This window comes from Pelobacter seleniigenes DSM 18267, from assembly GCF_000711225.1.
Classification (GTDB): domain Bacteria; phylum Desulfobacterota; class Desulfuromonadia; order Desulfuromonadales; family Geopsychrobacteraceae; genus Seleniibacterium; species Seleniibacterium seleniigenes.
On the sequence record NZ_JOMG01000005.1, the window covers coordinates 318,798 to 337,372 of the forward strand.

14 protein-coding genes are annotated in these 18,575 nt (G+C 52.3%); 11 read left to right on the plus strand and 3 right to left on the minus strand.

The window, feature by feature from the left end:
* Window positions 1-96: 96 nt before the first annotated feature.
* The 11 genes from N909_RS0122700 (at window position 97) to glnA (ending at window position 14,535) form a co-directional block, all read left to right on the plus strand.
* Complete coding sequence (locus N909_RS0122700) at window positions 97-1,839, plus strand: autotransporter assembly complex protein TamA (protein ID WP_051690069.1); 1,743 nt, start codon at window positions 97-99, stop codon at window positions 1,837-1,839.
* A complete protein-coding gene (locus N909_RS0122705) occupies window positions 1,833-5,756 on the plus strand; it encodes a translocation/assembly module TamB domain-containing protein (protein WP_029918394.1) in 3,924 nt (1,307 codons plus the stop codon). The genes N909_RS0122700 and N909_RS0122705 overlap by 7 nt, the downstream gene beginning before the upstream one ends.
* Before the next feature lie 45 nt (window positions 5,757-5,801).
* Complete coding sequence (locus N909_RS0122710) at window positions 5,802-6,581, plus strand: SIR2 family NAD-dependent protein deacylase (protein WP_036684533.1); 780 nt, start codon at window positions 5,802-5,804, stop codon at window positions 6,579-6,581.
* Between the two features lie 340 nt (window positions 6,582-6,921).
* Window positions 6,922-7,095 (plus strand): hypothetical protein, encoded by a 174-nt coding sequence (locus N909_RS25860; RefSeq protein ID WP_155006055.1) that lies wholly within the window; start codon window positions 6,922-6,924, stop codon window positions 7,093-7,095.
* Between the two features lie 129 nt (window positions 7,096-7,224).
* Complete coding sequence (locus N909_RS0122720) at window positions 7,225-7,725, plus strand: zinc ribbon-containing protein (protein WP_029918396.1); 501 nt, start codon at window positions 7,225-7,227, stop codon at window positions 7,723-7,725.
* 423 nt (window positions 7,726-8,148) lie between these two features.
* Complete coding sequence (locus N909_RS0122725; RefSeq protein ID WP_029918397.1) at window positions 8,149-9,129, plus strand: calcium/sodium antiporter; 981 nt, start codon at window positions 8,149-8,151, stop codon at window positions 9,127-9,129.
* A gap of 269 nt (window positions 9,130-9,398) precedes the next feature.
* Window positions 9,399-9,863 carry an Lrp/AsnC family transcriptional regulator gene (locus N909_RS0122730; RefSeq protein ID WP_029918398.1) on the plus strand — a complete coding sequence of 155 codons (465 nt, stop codon included), beginning with the start codon at window positions 9,399-9,401 and terminating at the stop codon, window positions 9,861-9,863.
* A gap of 13 nt (window positions 9,864-9,876) precedes the next feature.
* Window positions 9,877-11,145, plus strand: a complete 1,269-nt coding sequence (locus N909_RS0122735; protein ID WP_029918399.1) for a diaminopimelate decarboxylase — start codon at window positions 9,877-9,879, stop codon at window positions 11,143-11,145.
* An 8-nt stretch (window positions 11,146-11,153) separates the two neighbouring features.
* Window positions 11,154-12,470 carry a class I SAM-dependent RNA methyltransferase gene (locus tag N909_RS0122740; protein ID WP_155006056.1) on the plus strand — a complete coding sequence of 439 codons (1,317 nt, stop codon included), beginning with the start codon at window positions 11,154-11,156 and terminating at the stop codon, window positions 12,468-12,470.
* A gap of 240 nt (window positions 12,471-12,710) precedes the next feature.
* A complete protein-coding gene (locus N909_RS0122745) occupies window positions 12,711-13,049 on the plus strand; it encodes a P-II family nitrogen regulator (protein WP_029918401.1) in 339 nt (112 codons plus the stop codon).
* A 76-nt stretch (window positions 13,050-13,125) separates the two neighbouring features.
* Window positions 13,126-14,535: a type I glutamate--ammonia ligase gene (gene glnA / locus N909_RS0122750; protein ID WP_029918402.1), complete on the plus strand. Its 1,410-nt coding sequence runs from the start codon at window positions 13,126-13,128 to the stop codon at window positions 14,533-14,535.
* A 228-nt stretch (window positions 14,536-14,763) separates the two neighbouring features.
* Here glnA and N909_RS0122755 read toward each other — a convergent pair whose 3' ends face one another.
* The 3 genes from N909_RS0122755 to thrC form a co-directional block, all read right to left on the minus strand.
* A complete protein-coding gene (locus tag N909_RS0122755; RefSeq protein WP_029918403.1) occupies window positions 14,764-15,837 on the minus strand; it encodes an IS110 family RNA-guided transposase in 1,074 nt (357 codons plus the stop codon).
* A 133-nt stretch (window positions 15,838-15,970) separates the two neighbouring features.
* Window positions 15,971-16,792: a mechanosensitive ion channel family protein gene (locus N909_RS0122760; RefSeq protein ID WP_029918404.1), complete on the minus strand. Its 822-nt coding sequence runs from the start codon at window positions 16,790-16,792 to the stop codon at window positions 15,971-15,973.
* 141 nt (window positions 16,793-16,933) lie between these two features.
* The gene (gene thrC, locus N909_RS0122765) at window positions 16,934-18,322 is read right to left on the minus strand and encodes a threonine synthase (RefSeq protein ID WP_029918405.1); all 1,389 of its coding nucleotides are present in this window, start codon (window positions 18,320-18,322) and stop codon (window positions 16,934-16,936) included.
* Between the last annotated feature and the right edge of the window lie 253 nt (window positions 18,323-18,575).

The following is an 18,575-nucleotide window of genomic DNA, read 5'->3' on the forward strand; positions in this document are numbered from 1 at the left end:
GACAGAGCCCTTGTATTGAGCGAAAGTGTTGGTTTGTTACCGTCGGCTGACAAATGATCCTTTCGGCTTACTGATATCCTGCTGAAATGAGTCCTCATGACCCGTTTTCTTCTCTTCTTACTGTTTTTCCAGATGGCGGCTTCCGTGGGCTGCGCCGAGAGTCTGCGCATGGACATCGACGGGGTCGACAAGGAGCTCAAAAGCATTCTTGCCACGGGACTGGACCTGCCGCCGGGGATTGTAAAGAACGACCAGATCAACCAGAATTGGCTGAACCGTTATCAACAACGCCTGCCGCAAAAAGTGAAAGATATTCTTGAGCCTTACGGGTATTTTTATCCGCAGATCAACACTTCCGTCAGCCGGCATGCCGACGAGTTTGTCTTAACCGTAACCGTAGCTGCCGGGGAGCCATTGCGCGTGACCAGTTTGGATGTCAAGCTGCGCGGCCCCGGAGAAACCGATACCGGTCTGCAGCAGGCTGTGGCCGCGTTTCCACTGCGGGTTGGCGATATTCTGCTGCAACGCAGTTACGAGCAGGGCAAGAGCACCCTTCAGCAGGAGGCCTTAGACAGTGGATTTCTTGATGCCGATTACAGTGCACACGAAATCCGTGTCAGCCTAGAAAAAAGGACTGCCGCCATTGTTTTAACCTTGAATACGGGGGCCAGATACCGTTTTGGGGAAACCCGGTTTTCCGGTGAGGAGAGTTACCCGGACAAATTTCTACGCCGCTTTCTCAGCTACAACCAAGGGGAAAAGTTCAGTTATCGGCTGTTGAATCAGAGTCAGTTGAATTTTATCAATGCGGATCTTTTTAAAACAGCTGCGGTCAGGCCCCTGCTGGGAGAAAAAAAGGATCAGGTCGTCCCGGTTCTGGTCGAACTGGATCCGATGCCCAGGCATCAACTACGTCCCGGAATCGGTTATGGCACAGATACCGGAGGGCGGCTTTCGCTCCGCTATCGGAATTTAAACCTGCTGCAGCGGGGGCACGAATTCAAGGGAAATATCCTTCTTGCCGAACGCCAGCAGTCTCTGCTGTCGACCTATATTATCCCCGATTCCAGACGCATCGACAGCCAGCTTTTGCTCCATGCCGGTATCAACCGGGAAGATACCGACAGCTATCTCAGCCGGGAACTGTTTGGCGAAATCGAATACCAGAGAGCCTTGTCGAAACGTCTGAGCGGATCGCTGTTTATTCGTTACAGCTCCGAATTTTCCCGCATTGCCGACGAAGAGGACGCCTCCGAACTGTTGCTGCCGGGGATCAGGCTGGCCTGGACCGCGGTGGATGATCCACTGCAGGGCCGGCGGGGATTTCAGGCCAAGCTGACCCTGCAGGGGAGCCAACAGAGTGTGGTGTCTGATACCAGTCTGGTTCAGCTCATCGGCCAGGTGACCGGATTGCAACCGCTTTCCGAAAACTTCAGTTTACTGGTGCGCTTGCAAGGGGGAACCACCTGGCTCGACGATCCCTTCGATACCTTACCGGCCTCACTACGGTTTTTTGCTGGTGGCGACAAAACCGTGCGCGGTTATGCCTATCAATCTTTGGGTCCGGAGGATGAGGATGGCAATGTGGTTGGCGGCCAGCATATGCTGGCCGCATCAATGGAATTGGAACGGCGCTTTTTCAAAGATTACGGAGTGGCCATGTTCTATGATATCGGCAATGCCTTTAATTCCTTCAATGATTATGAATTGAAGCAGGGGGCCGGGATCGGGCTGCGCTATTATACCCGGATCGGTGCGCTACGGCTTGATCTTGCGCGCCAGGTCGGGGAACCAAAGAATAAATATCGGGTTCATTTCAGTGTGGGGATCGGATGGTAAGGCTCAGTGTCATTCTGGCAGGCCTGATCCTGGTGACCACGGCAATGCTTGCTGGCTGCGGTTGGCTTTTCAATACCGCTGCCGGCACCCGTTGGCTGGTTGAACATGCCCTGGTCTGGAGCGGACAGGACATCACTGTCGGCCAGATTGACGGAACATTGCTGGACTCGCTGGAGCTCGGTGAGGTGAGGGTCAATTCTGGTACGGAGCGGATTTTGATTGATCGGCTGAGCGCTGACAGCCGTTTGATCAAGCTCTGGCCGCTACATATTCGGATTGCGACCCTGGAGCTTGGTGAAGTCCGGCTGGTGGCGACGGAGGCCGCTCCGGACACTGATGCGAGCCCGGATATCAACCTGCCGAGCTGGCCATTAGCTCCCGGATTTGTCGATTTTTTTGATGTGGAGATCGACCGGCTGACGGTTCACAAGGTCGTACGCGTGCAAAGCGGTGGGACGGACCTGCTCTGTGAAAATCTTCAGACCCGGCTCCGTCTGCAAAATGCTCAATTGCGGATTGATCAACTCAGCCTGCAAACACCGCCAGCGACTCTGACCGGTTCTGCGCAGCTCAATCTGGCGCAACCCGACCTGAAAACAGAGCTTTCCGCCGTGGCCCGCCAGCCATCATCAGCCTGGCAGCAGGTCCATGTGGATGGGAGCCTGAACGCAGCAAAAAACGGCGCGGAGTTGAGTGGACCGGTAATGGTGCGTTTGACGGAGCAGGACGGTGTCGAGACCCGGGCCAATGGAACCCTGACCCTGGCCCCGCAAACCTTGATTCTTAATGATATGGCCGTTCACCGTTCCGATCGACAGGGGACGCTCGGCGGCTCGATTCGCCTGTCGACAAATGGTCCGGCTCCGCAGATTCAAGGGCATTTGCTGGTTGATCAGGTTGATCTCGAACCTGAAGCCGGACGCCCCCTAAAATTGTCCGGAGACGTGCTGGCCGTGGGGAATCTCGATTCCTATAGTGGTCACTTTACCCTGAATAGCGCAGGTCCGGAACTTTATTCCACCAAGCTGAAGGGGCGTTTCCAGGGATCCTGGTACGCTGTGACTGTGTCCCAGCTGGACGGCTCGGTACTGAACGGGCAGGTTACCGGGACGCTGCGCGCTGCCTGGAATAATGGTTTGCAACTGCAGACCACCCTGACCGGAACGGCACTTGATCCTGAACTGCTGTGGGAGCAATTAAGTGGACAACTTAATGTCACAGCCAGCGCCGAGTATACGCACAGCCCCGGTCAACAACAGCAGGGACAACTCGAGATCAAGCTGGCAGAATCGACCTTGCAGCAAAAGACCCTGCAAGGTCAGGCCAAGGTTTCCCTGCACAACGAGAAAATCATGCTGGAGATTTTGCAACTGCATGGCGAGGGCGTTTCCATTTCCGCCACGGGTAACCCGGCCGAACGTCTGCAGGTCACGGCCAAGGTCGCGGACCTGTCCGCAATCAGCAAAGATGCCGGCGGGCGGTTGACCGCTGCGGGCTGGGTTCAGCTCCAGGCACACCCCGCCGCCGACCTGACCGTGCAGGGGGAAAACCTCTTTTTTCAGGACTGGGCGCTCAAAAAACTGGCTTTGTCAGGAAAAATCACAGAACCGAGCGGCGCGCTTAAGATTTCCGCCGAATTGACCTCGCTGTCAGCACAGGGGGGAGCGCAAAATCTATTCGATGAGGCTCAGGTTCAGGTCAGCGGTGCGCTGAACGATCATTCCATTGCCGTGCGGGCGCGGCAGCAGGATAGCCTTCTGGCACTCACGGCCGGTGGAAGCTGGGATAACCAGCAATGGCTTGGAACACTGCACACTTTACACATGTCCGAACCGCATCTGGGCGAGTGGGATCTGCGCAGCCCCGCCTCTGTAACCGTCTCGCCGCAGCAGGTGCAGGTTGACGCCATTTCTTTGCAAGGAGGCGGCAACCAACGGGTAAAGGCCGAGGGGAACTATTCCATACCGGATCACGATTACGCAGTGACCCTGTCCTGGCAAGATCTCAATCTTACTCCACTGGAGTTCTGGTTGCCCGAATGGACTATTTCCGGTTCCAGCAGTGGTCAGTTCCAGGGGCAGCAGGGGGCACGCAACAGCCTGCAAGGTGAGTTCACTTTAATGGCTGAAGTGGAACGGGAGCACTTGAAGTTAACGGTCCATAAAGGGGAAGGGGAGGTCCTTTGGAACGGAACCGATATCAGCGGCCGCATCAATTTGAATCTGGCTGAGATGGGGTCTGTGCAGGGGCGGGTCAACGGTAAGCTGAAGGACTTGAAGAGCCTGCCCAGCCAGTTGCAGGCTACCCTGAGCGCTCAGCATATGCCGCTTGCTGCGGCTGATCCCTGGTTGCCGCCTCACACCACCCTGACCGGAAGCTTCGGCTGGGATCTGGAGACCGCCTGGACTCCGGCTGCAGGGCTGACCGGAAGTGGCACCTTCCATGCCGAGGATGGACAATTGAGCTGGCCGGTGCTGGATGAAACCATCAACATCAGGCTGAACTCTATTGCCGTAAACTGCGCACTGAGTGATGTTTTTTCCCTGAACCTTACTGCCGATCTTGGCGAAACCGGACAGCTGTCCGCCCAGGCCCGGCTCCCTCTCAAAATGACCATGCCACCGGCTTTCGATCGCAGCGCCGCCTGGAATATCGCCATAAAAGGGGAATTTCGAGACCAGGGGCTGGTTGAAATGCTCGCCGGAGACTGGGTACAGGACACCGCCGGGATCATTTCCCTCGATTATCAAATGAGCGGAAGCTATATGAAACCACTGATGAAGGGCAGTTTTCAACTCAGTCAGGGGGCCGCATTCATCCCACGGCTCGGGATAAAGGTCAATCGCATCGAACTTGCCGGACTGTTCGATGCTGAACGGATTTCCGTCACCGGTTTGTCGGCTGAGGCAGGGGAGGGGAAGCTGACCGGGGATGGTTATTTAACCTTGAAAAACTGGCGACCCAAGACTTATCATTTCAACTTAACAGGGGAACGGTTCCAGTTGTTCAATCTTCCCGAACTGCAGGTCGCCATTAATCCGGATCTTGAAATTTCCGGAACCGAACGACAGCTTAAAGTCCGGGGAGAGGTTCTTTTCCCGGATGTTCTGGTGCGTGAAAGTGGCAACAAGGAGCTGGCCCGGAACAGCCCGGATCTGGTCATTGTTGACCGGCAACAGAAACCTTCCACAACGCTGCCACTGACTCAGGATATCGACATCAAACTGGTGGTCGGCGAGCGAGTCCTGGTCGATTTCGGCGGGATCGAAGCCAAACTCGACGGTCAAATTCGGCTGACTTCCACTGCTGACAACGATTATGCGGCGACAGGAAAAATCGCTATCAGCAAAGGTAAATTCTCCAGCTACGGGGTAAGCCTGGATATCACCCGCGGGGACCTGTATTTTGCCGGAGGCCCTCTGCAACGGCCGATTCTGGATATCCTGGCATTGCGCACTGTCGGTGAAGTGAAAGCCGGGGTTAAGGTGAGCGGCACTGCCCAGAATCCGGTTGTCACCCTCTATTCTGAACCTTCCATGGCGGATACGGATATCCTTTCCTATATGGTTCTCGGGCGACCACTGGATTCGAGCAGCGGCGGCGATTCCAACTTGCTGATGAGTGCTGCCGGCGCACTGTTGTCGCAAGGTGAATCCGTGGTCCTGCAGGAGAAGCTGAAAGGGGTGCTCGGCCTTGATGTCCTGACCTTCAGTGCCGGTAACGGCAACCTGAAGGATTCCGTTCTGACCACCGGCAAATACCTGAGTCCGGATCTCTATGTGAGCCTCGGCTACTCAGTTTTCAAAAATACCAATGAATTTACTCTCCGTTATCATTTAACGCCCAAGTGGGAAGTTGAATCGAATATCGGCGAACAAAGCGGGGTTGATCTCTTCTATCGAATCGAGATCGAATAATCCCGCATCTCCAAACCCACGCTCTGACCCGAAGGAGAATCCGTCATGAAAAAACCACCCCTCACCCCTGAGCATTGTGCTGAGCTCTTGCATGGAGCCAAAGCCATTGTCGCCCTGACCGGCGCAGGCATCTCCACTGCCGCCGGAATACCTGATTTCCGTGGCCCCAAAGGGCTTTATGTTACCCGCCGCTACGATCCAATGAAGGTTTTCGAAATCGATTCTTTTCAACGCCAACCGGAATATTTTTATGAATTTTCCCGTGACTTCGTTGCGACGGCCAATACCATTAAACCGACCTTTACCCATAATTTCCTGGCCCGGCTGGAGCAGGGGCAGCGCCTTGCCAGTGTCGTTACCCAGAATATCGACCTGCTCCATCATCAGGCTGGCAACAAGAAGATCATCGAACTGCACGGTTCCTACAGCAGTGCGACCTGTCAGGCTTGCGGGCAACATTTTCACAATCTCAGCTATGCCTGGTGGGAAAGACTAATGGCTGAGAGCCCAACTCCGCCGGTCGCCCGCTGCCCTGACTGTCACGGTGTTCTGAAACCGGATATCGTATTTTTCGGGGAGATGGTTCATCAGTTTGCTGCTGCTGAGGAGCTGGTGGCCGAATGCGATCTGCTGTTGGTGCTCGGTTCCTCCCTGCAGGTGTCGCCGGCCTCCCATTTGCCATACCTGACAACCGCGCCGACGATTATTGTCAGCCAGGGGGAAGTGATGTTGCCGGCCGCAGAGCAGCGTTTTTTTGTCGATACCGATCTGGATGGCTATTTCATGGACGTGGCGAAATACCTGCCGGAGGTTGTGGATTGTTAAACCGGTCCTGGCCTGTTTAAGCGAATTTGTTTAGGATAAATAGTGAAAGGCCCGCTGAGCATGTTGTCTGCGGGCCTTCTGTTTGTATGTTAATCCTTACACGGGATGATCCGCCATTTTGACATGCCGGATGGGTGGAAAACCTTCTCAACTGCTCTGTCTCGTCTTCGATAGGCATCACTCCTTTCCTGTACCTGTAAGTATATCGCTATCCGGGGCGGAACGGAAGCCTTGCCCTTGATTTTTGTGCTATGGTAAGGCAACGTTTGGGAATTGGTCCACTGCGCCTGTAACAGACTGTCTGGCCTTAAGCTTTGTTGTCAGGAAGAAGGTAACCCATATGGAATACTTGCTGATCTGGATACTGTTCGCCTGCGCTGCATACGCTGTCGCCGGCAGCCGTGGCCGAAATAAATACCTCTGGTTTGTCATTGCCCTGTTTATTGGACCTTTTGCGGTTCTGGTTGTCGCCTTGATCCCCCTTGGGAAAGATCCAGAGCAGGGCTATAAATAAGTTGGCTCGGTTAAATCAATCTGGGCAACCAACCAAAAAGTTTTGAATTCTGGTACTATTTGATGAGCAGGATGCAAACATGAATTCCCTGGTTGAACAACAATTTGTTTGATCTTAAGGAGCTTGCCCATGCCAGAAGACGATCAGGTTAAAAACGGGAAAAAAGATGTCAGCCTGTATGAAAAACTGCTTGCCAGGACGGAAAAACTGCTTGAAAGCGGTCGCAAAAACCTCGACGAAGCCTTAAAAAAGGCGGGGGACGAACTGGAAGCGGCCGGAGAGTTTACCCGAGAGCAGGCAGACAAGATCTCTCAGTTTGTACGCCGGGATCTTGAACATACGGTCAAAGATGCCAATAAGGCGAAAGAATCCCTCAAGGAAGCGGTCGATCCCAGCCGCATTGCCGCCGGGGCCCAAAGCATCTTTGCCAGAATCCTGTCGGCTTCGGCAGACACGCTGAACGAGTGGGCTCAAAAATCTCAGCAGAATATCGAGTTCAAAACCGGGGAAGTGACCAGCCCGGGGACTTTGACTTGCAAAAACTGCGGTGAGCAGATTCATATGAAAAAAACCGCACGGATTCCGCCGTGTCCGAAGTGCTTTCACCCGCACTTTCGTAAATCGTATTGATTTTGAAGAACAAATGAAAGGCCGGGATACGGTTCTGTCACACCAAATAAAGTGATTGGCCAAGTTGTCTAATTATCAACCCAGGCAATATCGAAATTTTAAGAATTTGTGATCGCTTTTTGCCTTTCGGGCTTGAGGCTTGCGGGTTTCCCTTGTCTGCCTGCCAATGGCATTGAAAAATGCCTGCATAAAGTGCACAATACGTCTTTCGCGGACCAGCCGTTATCCGGTCATCGTCTCTTCTGACGTATCCCGAGAACCCACCTGGGTTCTTAGGCGCTGTCGAGAGCAGTGGTGTGCCTCAAAATGTTTATGTTTGAGACGACTCTGCCCGAGATTTGGTAATTTTCAATGATTCAAGATTGTAACTGATGGCTTTAGGCTATTTTTTCCTTTCCAGATGGATTTTCCCAGGTTGTTAATATGTCGTTAGTGGTTCCTGCTCTTGTTCTTCTTGCCGGACTGGTCGTGCTGGTCTGGAGTGCCGATAAATTTGTCGAAGGCGCAGCGGCAACAGCACGTCATGCCGGGATGCCATCATTGCTGATCGGGATGGTGATCATCGGGTTTGGTACCTCCGCTCCTGAGATGGTTGTTTCCGCTATTTCCGCGGCCCAGGGGAACCCGGGTTTGGCACTCGGAAATGCTTATGGCTCAAATATTTCGAACATTGCGTTGATTCTTGGTGTGACCGCGGTTATCAGTCCGATATCGATACAATCAGGCATATTGCGCAAGGAATTGCCCATCTTACTCCTGACCACTTTGTTGGCTGCCGGCCAACTCTTTGACCTGTATCTGAGCCGCCTTGATGCCGTAGTTCTGCTGGTCGTGTTCTTCGCGGTTATGGGCTGGTGGATCTGGCTGGGGCTTCATCAAAGGCGGGACAGTCTGGAAGTTGATCTGGATGTTGAACTGGAAATGAACCCGATCCCCCTGAAAACGGCTCTGTTCTGGCTGATCATGGGAATGATCCTGTTGATTCTCAGTTCCCGCGCCCTGGTCTGGGGAGCTGTCGAAATCGCCCAGGCTTTCGGCGTCAGCGATCTGATCATCGGCCTGACCGTTGTTGCTATCGGGACTTCATTGCCTGAGCTTGCTTCCGCCATTGCCGCGACCCGCAAAGGCGAACACGACCTGGCTCTTGGTAATGTTCTTGGCTCCAACCTGTTCAACACTCTTGCCGTTGTCGGGATTGCCGGACTTATCCACCCGCTGACCGTCGGACCTGAAATCCTCTATCGGGACTGTTCGGTCATGGGCGGATTGACCCTTGCTCTGTTTTTTGTTGGCAGGGGTCGCAAAGGGCAGCGACGGATCACCCGCCCCATGGGTGCTCTGCTGATCCTCGTTTATCTCTGTTATTCCGGATATCTGCTGGGTAAAGTTGTCGGTATCGTTTAGCCTGGACTTGACCGCCAATCTTTTTTGACTGTTCTGTTTTTGTCATTTCATTACATTCACTTTTGTGAGCGCCTCCCGGATTCACTGCCTGCCTGTACGGTTGAAGCTTGTCCATTAGTCATTTCAGTGAAAATCATTTTCAAAATACAATGAACACCTCTAACCTACGGACATTTTTTAAGTCTGAATTGATTCGACACGAACTGAACGATGGAGTTGACTTTCTTTTTCAAAAAGAATAATATTCTATGGAAATGGAGAATTAGAGAATGATCGACGAAATTGACCACAAAATACTGGCGATCCTTCAGGAGAAAGCCCGTATCCCGAATGCCGAAGTTGCCCGTCAAGTTAATATGGCACCTTCCGCCGTGCTGGAAAGAATTCGCAAGCTCGAAGAACGGGGCATTATTGAAGGGTACGAGGTCCGCCTCAATCCGGCCGCCTTCAACCAGGGCCTGACCGCTTTTGTGCAGGTTTATGCGATCTCTTCGGATCGAGCCGACCTTGCGGGCCGATTAGCTCAGGTGACCGGGGTGCAGGATGTGCATCAGGTCGCTGGAGAAGATGGCCACCTGCTCAAGCTCCGGGTTGCTGACAATACCGAACTTGGTAGAATTCTGGCCGAAGAGATCGGGACCATTCCAGGGGTTCAGCAAACCAAAACCAGTATCGTTTTAAATACCATCAAAGAAACCCGAAAAATTGACCTAACCCGGCTAGTAGCGGAATAAAAGGAGTCTGTTCATGCCCATGTCACAGAGTTTTAAAGAGCGTTTGTTTCCCATTGCCCAGCAGTTGGTTGATCATTATGGTACGCCTTTTCATATTTACGATGAAGTCGGTATCCGCGAGACCGGTGAAGCACTGAAAAAAGCTTTCGCAGGGATTGACGGATTTCGTGAATACTATGCGGTTAAGGCATTGCCCAACCCTCGTATTCTCAAACTGATGCACGACATGGGTTTTGGGTTTGACTGCAGTTCCATCGCCGAATTGGTGCTGAGCCGGCAGATTGGTGCACGTGCCGAAGACCTCATGTTCACCTCAAACAATACCACTGCAGCCGAGTTTGCCGCAGCCGCAGCCGACGGGGGGAGCATCCTGAACCTGGACGATATGTCCCTGATTGAAAAAGTTCCCGAATTCCCTGAGCTGGTCTGCTTCCGTTACAATCCGGGTCCGCGCCGGACCGGTAATGTGATTATCGGCAATCCGGTTGAGGCAAAATACGGGGTCAGCCATGAGCAGGTCGTCGAGGCCTACCGACTGGCTCGGGCCAGAGGCGCCAAGCGCTTCGGACTGCACACCATGGTCGCCTCCAACGAACTGGATTACACCTATATGGTTGAAACGGCCCGGATGGTCCTGGAGATTGTTGAGACGGTCTCCGCCGAGTTGGATATCCGCTTTGAATTCGTCAATATCGGTGGTGGGTTCGGAATTCCTTATCGACCCGAGCAGGAAGCCCTGAATATCTCTGCCCTGGCCGCCGAGGTTACCGGGTTGTTCAACGCGTTTAAAGAGCAACATGGCTATGCACCGCGCATGTACATGGAGAGCGGTCGGTTCATGACCGGGCCGCATGGTTGCCTGGTGACCACGGCCATTAATCATAAGCAGATTTATCGCAACTATATCGGCCTTGATGCCTGCATGTCCTCGTTGATGCGTCCGGCCCTTTACGGCGCCTATCATCACATCGACATCCTTGGCAAAGAGGCGGCACCAAAGGATCATGTTTATGATCTGGTCGGTTCACTGTGCGAAAATAATGACAAGTTTGCCGTTCAGCGGGAACTTCCGCAAATTGTTGATGGTGACATCGTGGTGATCCATGATACCGGTGCTCACGGTCATGCCATGGGATTCCAATACAATGCACGCCTGCGGCCGAAGGAACTGCTCATGCGTGCTGACGGCAGTGTTGAATTGATCCGACGGGAAGAGACGTTAGAGGATTACTTCGCTACCCTGAATTTCGACGCCGACAGTTTCAAGCCGACTGCGAACTGATAACGACCGTGTCCAGATCTGTAACAAGCACCACTCCTGAAATCCTGCCGCCGTTGTCCGTTGAAGCACTGGTCAATGGCGGGGCAGGGCTGGTTCGCCATGAGGGGCAGGTCGTTTTCGTCCCGCATACCGCTGTCGGCGATGTCATTACCTGTGCGATTAGCAAGCGTAAAAAAACCTATGCCGAGGCTCGGCTGGTCGATCTGGTCGAACCCGGCCCGGGGCGCTGTCAACCGATTTGCCCGGTCGCCGGAGAGTGCGGTGGCTGTCAATGGCAGCATCTTGCCTATCCGGAACAGGCCTTCTGGAAAGATTATCTATTTCGGCAGACACTTATTCGCCGTTGCAGCATCAGTGAAGAGCGGATTCTGCCATTGCTGGTGGCTCCGGAACCATTTGCCTACCGCAGCCGTGTGCAGATCAAATGTCACAATACCGGGGCCGGTTTCATTACCGGATTTTACCGGCCCCAAAGCCGCTATGTTGTTGGCGTGGAGCACTGTCCGCTGATTCCTGATAAGCTGAACGGATTACTAGGTGAATTGCGTATCCGTATCAATGGTTCATTTTTTGCGGGGGAGATTCCCCAGATCGATCTGGCCATTGACGACCACGACAAATGCACTGCGGTGGTCCACTACCTTGGCCATCACAGCTCGGACCTTGCTGACCGGCTTGGGGCTTTGCAGGGGCTGGCTGATATTTTTCTGCAGCAGGGCACCAAGAAAAAGATTCAGACGGTCTGTGGCGATGGCCGACTGGGTATTCTCGTCGACGAACCTCCATTGGAATTGAAGTATTTGGTTGGCGGATTTGCCCAAATCAATCTGGCCCAGAATCGGGTGATGGTGGCAAAGGTTCTCGATTTGCTGAACTGGTCCAAAAATGACCGGGTTGTTGACCTGTATTGCGGGATGGGCAATTTTTCTCTGCCGCTGGCCCGACGGGTTGATCGGGTGCTAGGCGTTGAAGAGTCGCCGTTGTCGATCGCGATGGCAAAACAGAACGCTGTCGATAACGGACTTTTGAATGCACATTTTCAGTGCCATTCGGCCGAACAGGACCTGAGCGGATTGCTCGCCTCGTTTCCGGTTGACATCCTGATCCTTGATCCGCCCCGAAGCGGCGCATACGAGGTAATGAAACAGATTGCCGAGAAAATGGTCAGTCATGTTATATATATATCCTGCGACCCGCAGACTTTTGCCCGCGATCTGTGCCGGCTCATCCATTGTGGCTACGAGGTGGTTTCAAGTCAGCCATTGGACATGTTTCCACAGACATATCATTGTGAAAGTATCACTTATCTGAGGAGACGGCCCTAGGCATCTGCCTTAATCTTATGCAGACCAGGATCGCTTTGGCTATTTATTAGGCAGGCATTGCAATAGATCCGGAACGCCCCAGATGTAATTTTTTTTGAGGTGGCTATCTGTTTGAAATTTTAACAATTTTATTTTATTGTCGGATAGATAATTGCTGGCAGGATCTTTGCTTGTATCCTGTCCAGTTTAAACGTCAGATTTTTTTGACAGAATATTAAACAGCAAAAGGAGGCAGGTCCTATGCGTAAGGTTGAAGCGATAATTAAGCCCTTCAAACTCGACGAAGTTAAAGAGGCTCTGAACGAAATAGGCATTCAGGGAATTACCGTCAGCGAGGTCAAGGGCTTCGGGCGGCAAAAAGGCCATACCGAGCTTTATCGTGGGGCCGAGTATGTTGTCGACTTTATTCCGAAAATCAAAATGGAAATCATTGTTTCCGACGATCTGGTCGCCCAAGTCGTGGATACAATTGCCGAATCAGCTAAAACCGGTCGGATCGGTGACGGCAAAATTTTCGTCACTTCCATTGAGGATGTTGTGCGGATTCGTACCGGTGAACGGGGCGAAGACGCATTATAGTTCTAAATTGTTCTTCATTTAGAATTGAATAGGTGGTCTTTAAGAGGAAATCATCAATCAAAAGGAGAAATCAACGATGACCCCAAGTGAAGTAGTTAAGTTTGCAGAAGAAAATGATGTGCAGTTTGTTGATTACAAGTTTCTCGACTTCGTCGGTATCTGGCAGCATTTTACCACTCCGATTTGTGAGTTCAGCGAAGAAACCTTCGAAGAAGGCATCGGTTTTGATGGTTCCTCGATCCGTGGCTGGCAGCCGATTCACAATTCCGACATGCTGATCATGCCCGACCCGAAAACCGCCAAGATCGACCCCTTTGTGGAAATGACCACCCTGAGCCTGATCTGCAACATCATCGACCCGATTACCCGTGAAGGTTACTCCCGCGACCCACGCTACATCGCTCAGAAAGCAGAAGCTTACCTTAAATCGACCGGCATTGCCGACACCGCTTATTTCGGTCCGGAACCGGAGTGCTTCGTTTTTGACGATGTTCGCTATGCTTCCAGCTCCAATGAATCTTTCTACAGCGTCGATTCCGTTGAAGGGATCTGGAACACCGGCCGCGAAGAGTTCCCCAACCTTGGCTACAAGCCGCGTCACAAAGAAGGCTACTTCCCCTGCGCACCGACTGACAGCATGATCGATCTGCGGAATGAAATGGTTGCTGTCCTGCAACAAGTCGGTCTGCACATTGAATGTGCTCACCACGAAGTTGCGACTGGCGGTCAGATTGAAATCGATATGCGCTTCGACTCCCTGCTCAGCATGGGCGATAATCTACAGTGGTTTAAATACGTCATCAAAAACGTTGCCGTCCGCAACGGTAAAACCGTCACCTTCATGCCGAAGCCGATCTACAATGATAACGGCTCCGGTATGCACTGCCACCAGTCCCTGTGGAAAGACGGCAAAAACCTGTTTGCCGGCGACGGCTACGGCGGCCTTTCCAAAATCGCCATGTACTATATCGGCGGCATTATGAAACATGCCAAGGCGCTGTGTGCTTTCACCAACCCCAGCACCAACTCTTACAAGCGTTTGGTTCCTGGTTTCGAAGCCCCTGTCAATCTGGCTTACTCCAACCGGAACCGCTCAGCTTCGTTGCGTATTCCGGTCACCAACAACGAAAAAGCCAAGCGGGTCGAGTACCGGACTCCCGATGCTGCTGCCAACGGTTACCTCGCTTTTGCAGCGATGGTCATGGCCGGTCTGGATGGCATCGAAAACAAAATCGATCCGGGTCAACCGCTGGATAAAGACATCTACGGTTTGTCTCCTGAAGAACTTAAAGACATCCCAAGTGTTGCCACTTCACTTGAAGATGCTCTCAAAAACCTCAAAGAAGATCATGAGTTCCTGCTCAAAGGCGATGTCTTCACCGAGGATGTCATTGACATGTGGATCAGCTACAAAACTGCCGCTGAAGTTGACGCTGTTCGTATGCGTCCCTGCCCGGAAGAATTCGCTCTCTACTTCGATTGCTAATTCTTACTCCGCACAGCAAAAAAGCCCCCGGAATTATCCGGGGGCTTTTCTTATGTGGCCCCTTGTCAAGACATAACTTTCCTGTTGTTAAAAACCGAGGGTGTTTGAGCACTATCCTTTTCTTATTCGCGTCTCATATCGCCAAGTACCAATTCGGTACGCTCAAAGAACCTCGCCATTTTATTTCCGCCACCCGAAGTGGCCAAAAGCCCGTCGCGTCAGACCTGTTTATACTGAAGGTCGGTAGGCCCTTTGTTCGATGCTCAAGCGCCAGAGAATAATCGCCAGTTTTCTTGCCAATGCTGTAATCGCTTTTTGCGGAATACCGGTTTTACTGAGCAGTTTGTTGTACATTTCGCTAGCTTTTGCATCTTTTGCTCGCCATATCCAGGCCGCTTCAATCAACAAGGATCGTAAGCGTTTTTGCCCAACCGGCATCAAGTACCCGCGAGGTGTCTTTTCGCCACTGTGCCGAACGGTTGGTGCGAGCCCAAGATAGCTGGTGACCTCTTCTGAACGATGAAAACGTTCAGGACGAAATAGTTCCAGATGAAAAGTTGTGGCAACCACTTTGCCAACACCAGGAACACTTGTCAGCGCTCGAATCACAGGCCGGTGTTTGGGATGCCGGTTGAGTTGCTCCAGTTGACCTGCCACTTCACTTAGCTCCTGTTGAAGAAATTCCAGCTCTCGCAAGTGGCTGTCAATAGTTAAGCGGCCCTCGGGCAAAAGAGGAAGTGCTGCGATATTCTCTCTAGAGTCCGATCGCCAGTTTCTGACGGCCTCCGTTTCCTCGAAACCATGGTAAAGCAGAAACCCCTTAATCCTCTGCTTGCATTGACGAACTCGATCTATCAATTGATGTCGACGACGCAGCAAAGAACGCTGAGCCTCTTCTGCGGCTGACGGCACAGCAATCGGTCGAATCAATCCTTTTGAGCAATAGTGCGCTAGCTTCAAACAGTCGAGTCGATCTGTTTTCGATCCAGGACTGACGCTTCTCGGGATTTTACTCGGGGCGGCAACGGTCACAGGGAATCCTGTTGCCTGGAGGGCGCGAGCAAGAGAGAATCCTGTTGGCCCTGCTTCGTAGGCAACTCCTGCAACCTGAATATTGAGCTGGGATAATTGCTTTACAAACACTTCTGGATTAGCAACTGTTGTAAATGCAAACGCCTTGTCGTCTGCCCTGAGTAAGGCGACATGATAGCTGCGCTTGTGAACATCCAGGCCGATCCAGAAAGGCTCATCTTGATATATTGAGAGAAAAGACTGCAGAGCTGATAAACTGTACTTTGCCATGTTGGCCTCCTGACTTGTTCAGAAATGGGGATTTCCTTCAAGTCTACCGCAGAGGCCAACATGGTATTTTATTTAAAGGGCGGTGCCTGGATTTGTCAGTTTTGAATCAAGGCGCCGATACGACACCACAAGCTCAGGCGACAGCATCCTCTTTGACGATATGGATATCGCGCTGCGGGAAGGGGATGGAAATCCCTTCGGCATCGAAGCGCAGTTTGACATTCTCATGGAAGTCGAACAGCACCGGCCAGTAGTCACCGCTTTTGACCCACGGACGGACGGCAAAATTAATGCTGCTGTCACCCAGTTCCAGAACCCCGATGGTGGGGGCAGGGTCAGCCAGAATTCGTGCGTCCTGATTCAGCAGATCCTCGATAACGGAGCGCACTTTTTTTAGATCATCACTGTAGCTGACCCCGACGACCATATCCACCCGCCGGGTTTCCTTGGCGGAGTAATTGGTAATGGTCGTGCCAATAATTTGCCCGTTGGGAACAATGATTTCCTTGTTGTCCGGAGAGCGCATTTTGGTGCTGAAAATCTGAATTTCTTCAATGATTCCAGAAACTCCTCCCGCATCGACAAAATCTCCGACCTTGAAAGGCCGAAACAGGATCAGCATCACCCCGGAAGAAAAATTCCCCAGAGTTCCCTGCAGGGACAAGCCGATAGCAAGACCGGCGGCAGCAATGACCGCTGCAAATGATGTGGTCTGAATGCCCAGTTTACTAAGGGCCGCCAAGACGACAAAGGTCATCAGCGCGATATAGGTCAGGCTTCTGGCAAATTTGACGAGGGTTTCATCGACCCGGCTTTTATGCATCATTTTTGCCACGCCGTTCGCAAGCACACCGGAGACGATGCGCCCGATGACAAAAATGATAATCGCCCAGATCAAAGGTAGACCATAGGTTTGAACTAATTCAATGACTTTATCCGCTGAAATGGCATCCATTCCGACCTCCCTGGCTCATTTTTTAACAGGTTATTTTTCAGATGGCTACTGAGAGTTGTTATCCGGCAAGCACCGGATAACAACTTTAATGAGAAAATTTAGCATGAGTCGGCAGGTTTGCAAGTGGAGAGAAGGGGATTCTCAACCGGCTTTTTGAGAAATATAGTTTTTGATAACTTCAACCTTAGCTTCAAGAACTTCGACCCTGCGTTCACGACGCTCCAGGTCGGCAAAAGCCTCCGGCAGCGCTGGAGTCTCACCGGTAGCCTGTTCGACGGTGTCGCCGAATTTGGCCGGGTGGGCCGTGGCAAGGCAGAGCAGGGGAGAATCGGGGCTGCGGAGCTGGCGGCCGACCGCAACGCCCACGGCAGTGTGAGGATCGAGGGTATAGCCGGTTTTTGCCTTGAACTCGCGGATCGTTGCAACGGTCTCTTCATCATCAATGGAAGCTGCGGCGAAGATTTCAGTCACCTGCTTTCGTTGCTCTTCATTAACGGAAATCGCGCCTGTTTCCTTGAACCGATCCATGGCCGCGCAGACCTTGTCAGCCTGGCCGTCATAAAGATAAAACAGGTAGCGTTCAAAGTTGCTGGCCACTTGAATGTCCATTGACGGGGACAGTGAATGGTGAACTGTCGCCTTGGAATAATCGCCGTGGTTGATAAAACGGCTGAGGATATTGTTCGAATTGGTGGCCAGGATCAGGCGCTTGATCGGGACACCCATGGCTTTGGCCACATATCCGGCGAAAATATCACCGAAATTGCCGGTCGGCACGGCGACATCCATCTCCGTGGCAGAGGTTTTGGCCTGGACCTGGAACCAGGCATAAAAATAGTAAACCACCTGCGCCAGAACCCGGGCCCAGTTAATGGAGTTAACCGCGCCCAGGGCAAAGTTCTGTTTGAAATCAAGGTCACCGAAGATATCTTTGACGATGGCCTGGGCATCGTCAAAGGTTCCCGTTACGGCGATGTTGAAAACATTCTTATCCAGCACCGTGGTCATCTGCATCTCCTGAACAGGAGAAACCTTCCCCTGCGGGTGGAGGATGAAGATATTGATCTTATCCTTGCCGCGGACACCGTAAATTGCTGCACTGCCGGTATCTCCGCTGGTGGCGCCAATAATATTCATATGGCGGTCCTGCTTGGCGAGGACATATTCAAACAGGTTGCCGAGGAACTGCAAGGCGACATCCTTGAACGCCAGGGTCGGGCCATGGAACAATTCAAGAATAAACAGGTCATCCTGATGTACAACCGGGGTGACGTCCGGGTGGTTGAAGCTGGCGTATGATCGCTCAATGATCTTTCGCAAATCCGCTGCCGGGATATCGGTAGCAAATTTAGAAATGATATTGAAAGCAAGCTCCGGGTAGGGGAGCTTGGCGAGTTGCTGCAGTTCATCCTTGCTCAGAGTCGGGATCTGTTCGGGGAGAAGCAGGCCGCCGTCATCTGCTAGGCCCATCATAATCGTTTCAGTGAAACTTAAACCGCTCACTTTTCCGCGTGTGCTGCAATATTTCATTGAGGGACTCTTTCTGTTTCAGTTGGAAATTTAAAGGCTTGGGTCTCTTTAAGAACGAAGCAACCGGTCTGCCTGGTTCCCTGGGAACATTCTTTGGGCATTGCTCATCCGGCTATTGCAGTGGCATCCTAGCAGGAAACCGTCAGGAAGGAAAGTTGCTATTGAAAACAGCTGGTTGAATAAAAACGGGAGCTTCCCATAGGAAAGCTCCCGGCTGTTATCGGCTTACTTTGTCTCTGCTTCGCAGCGGGTG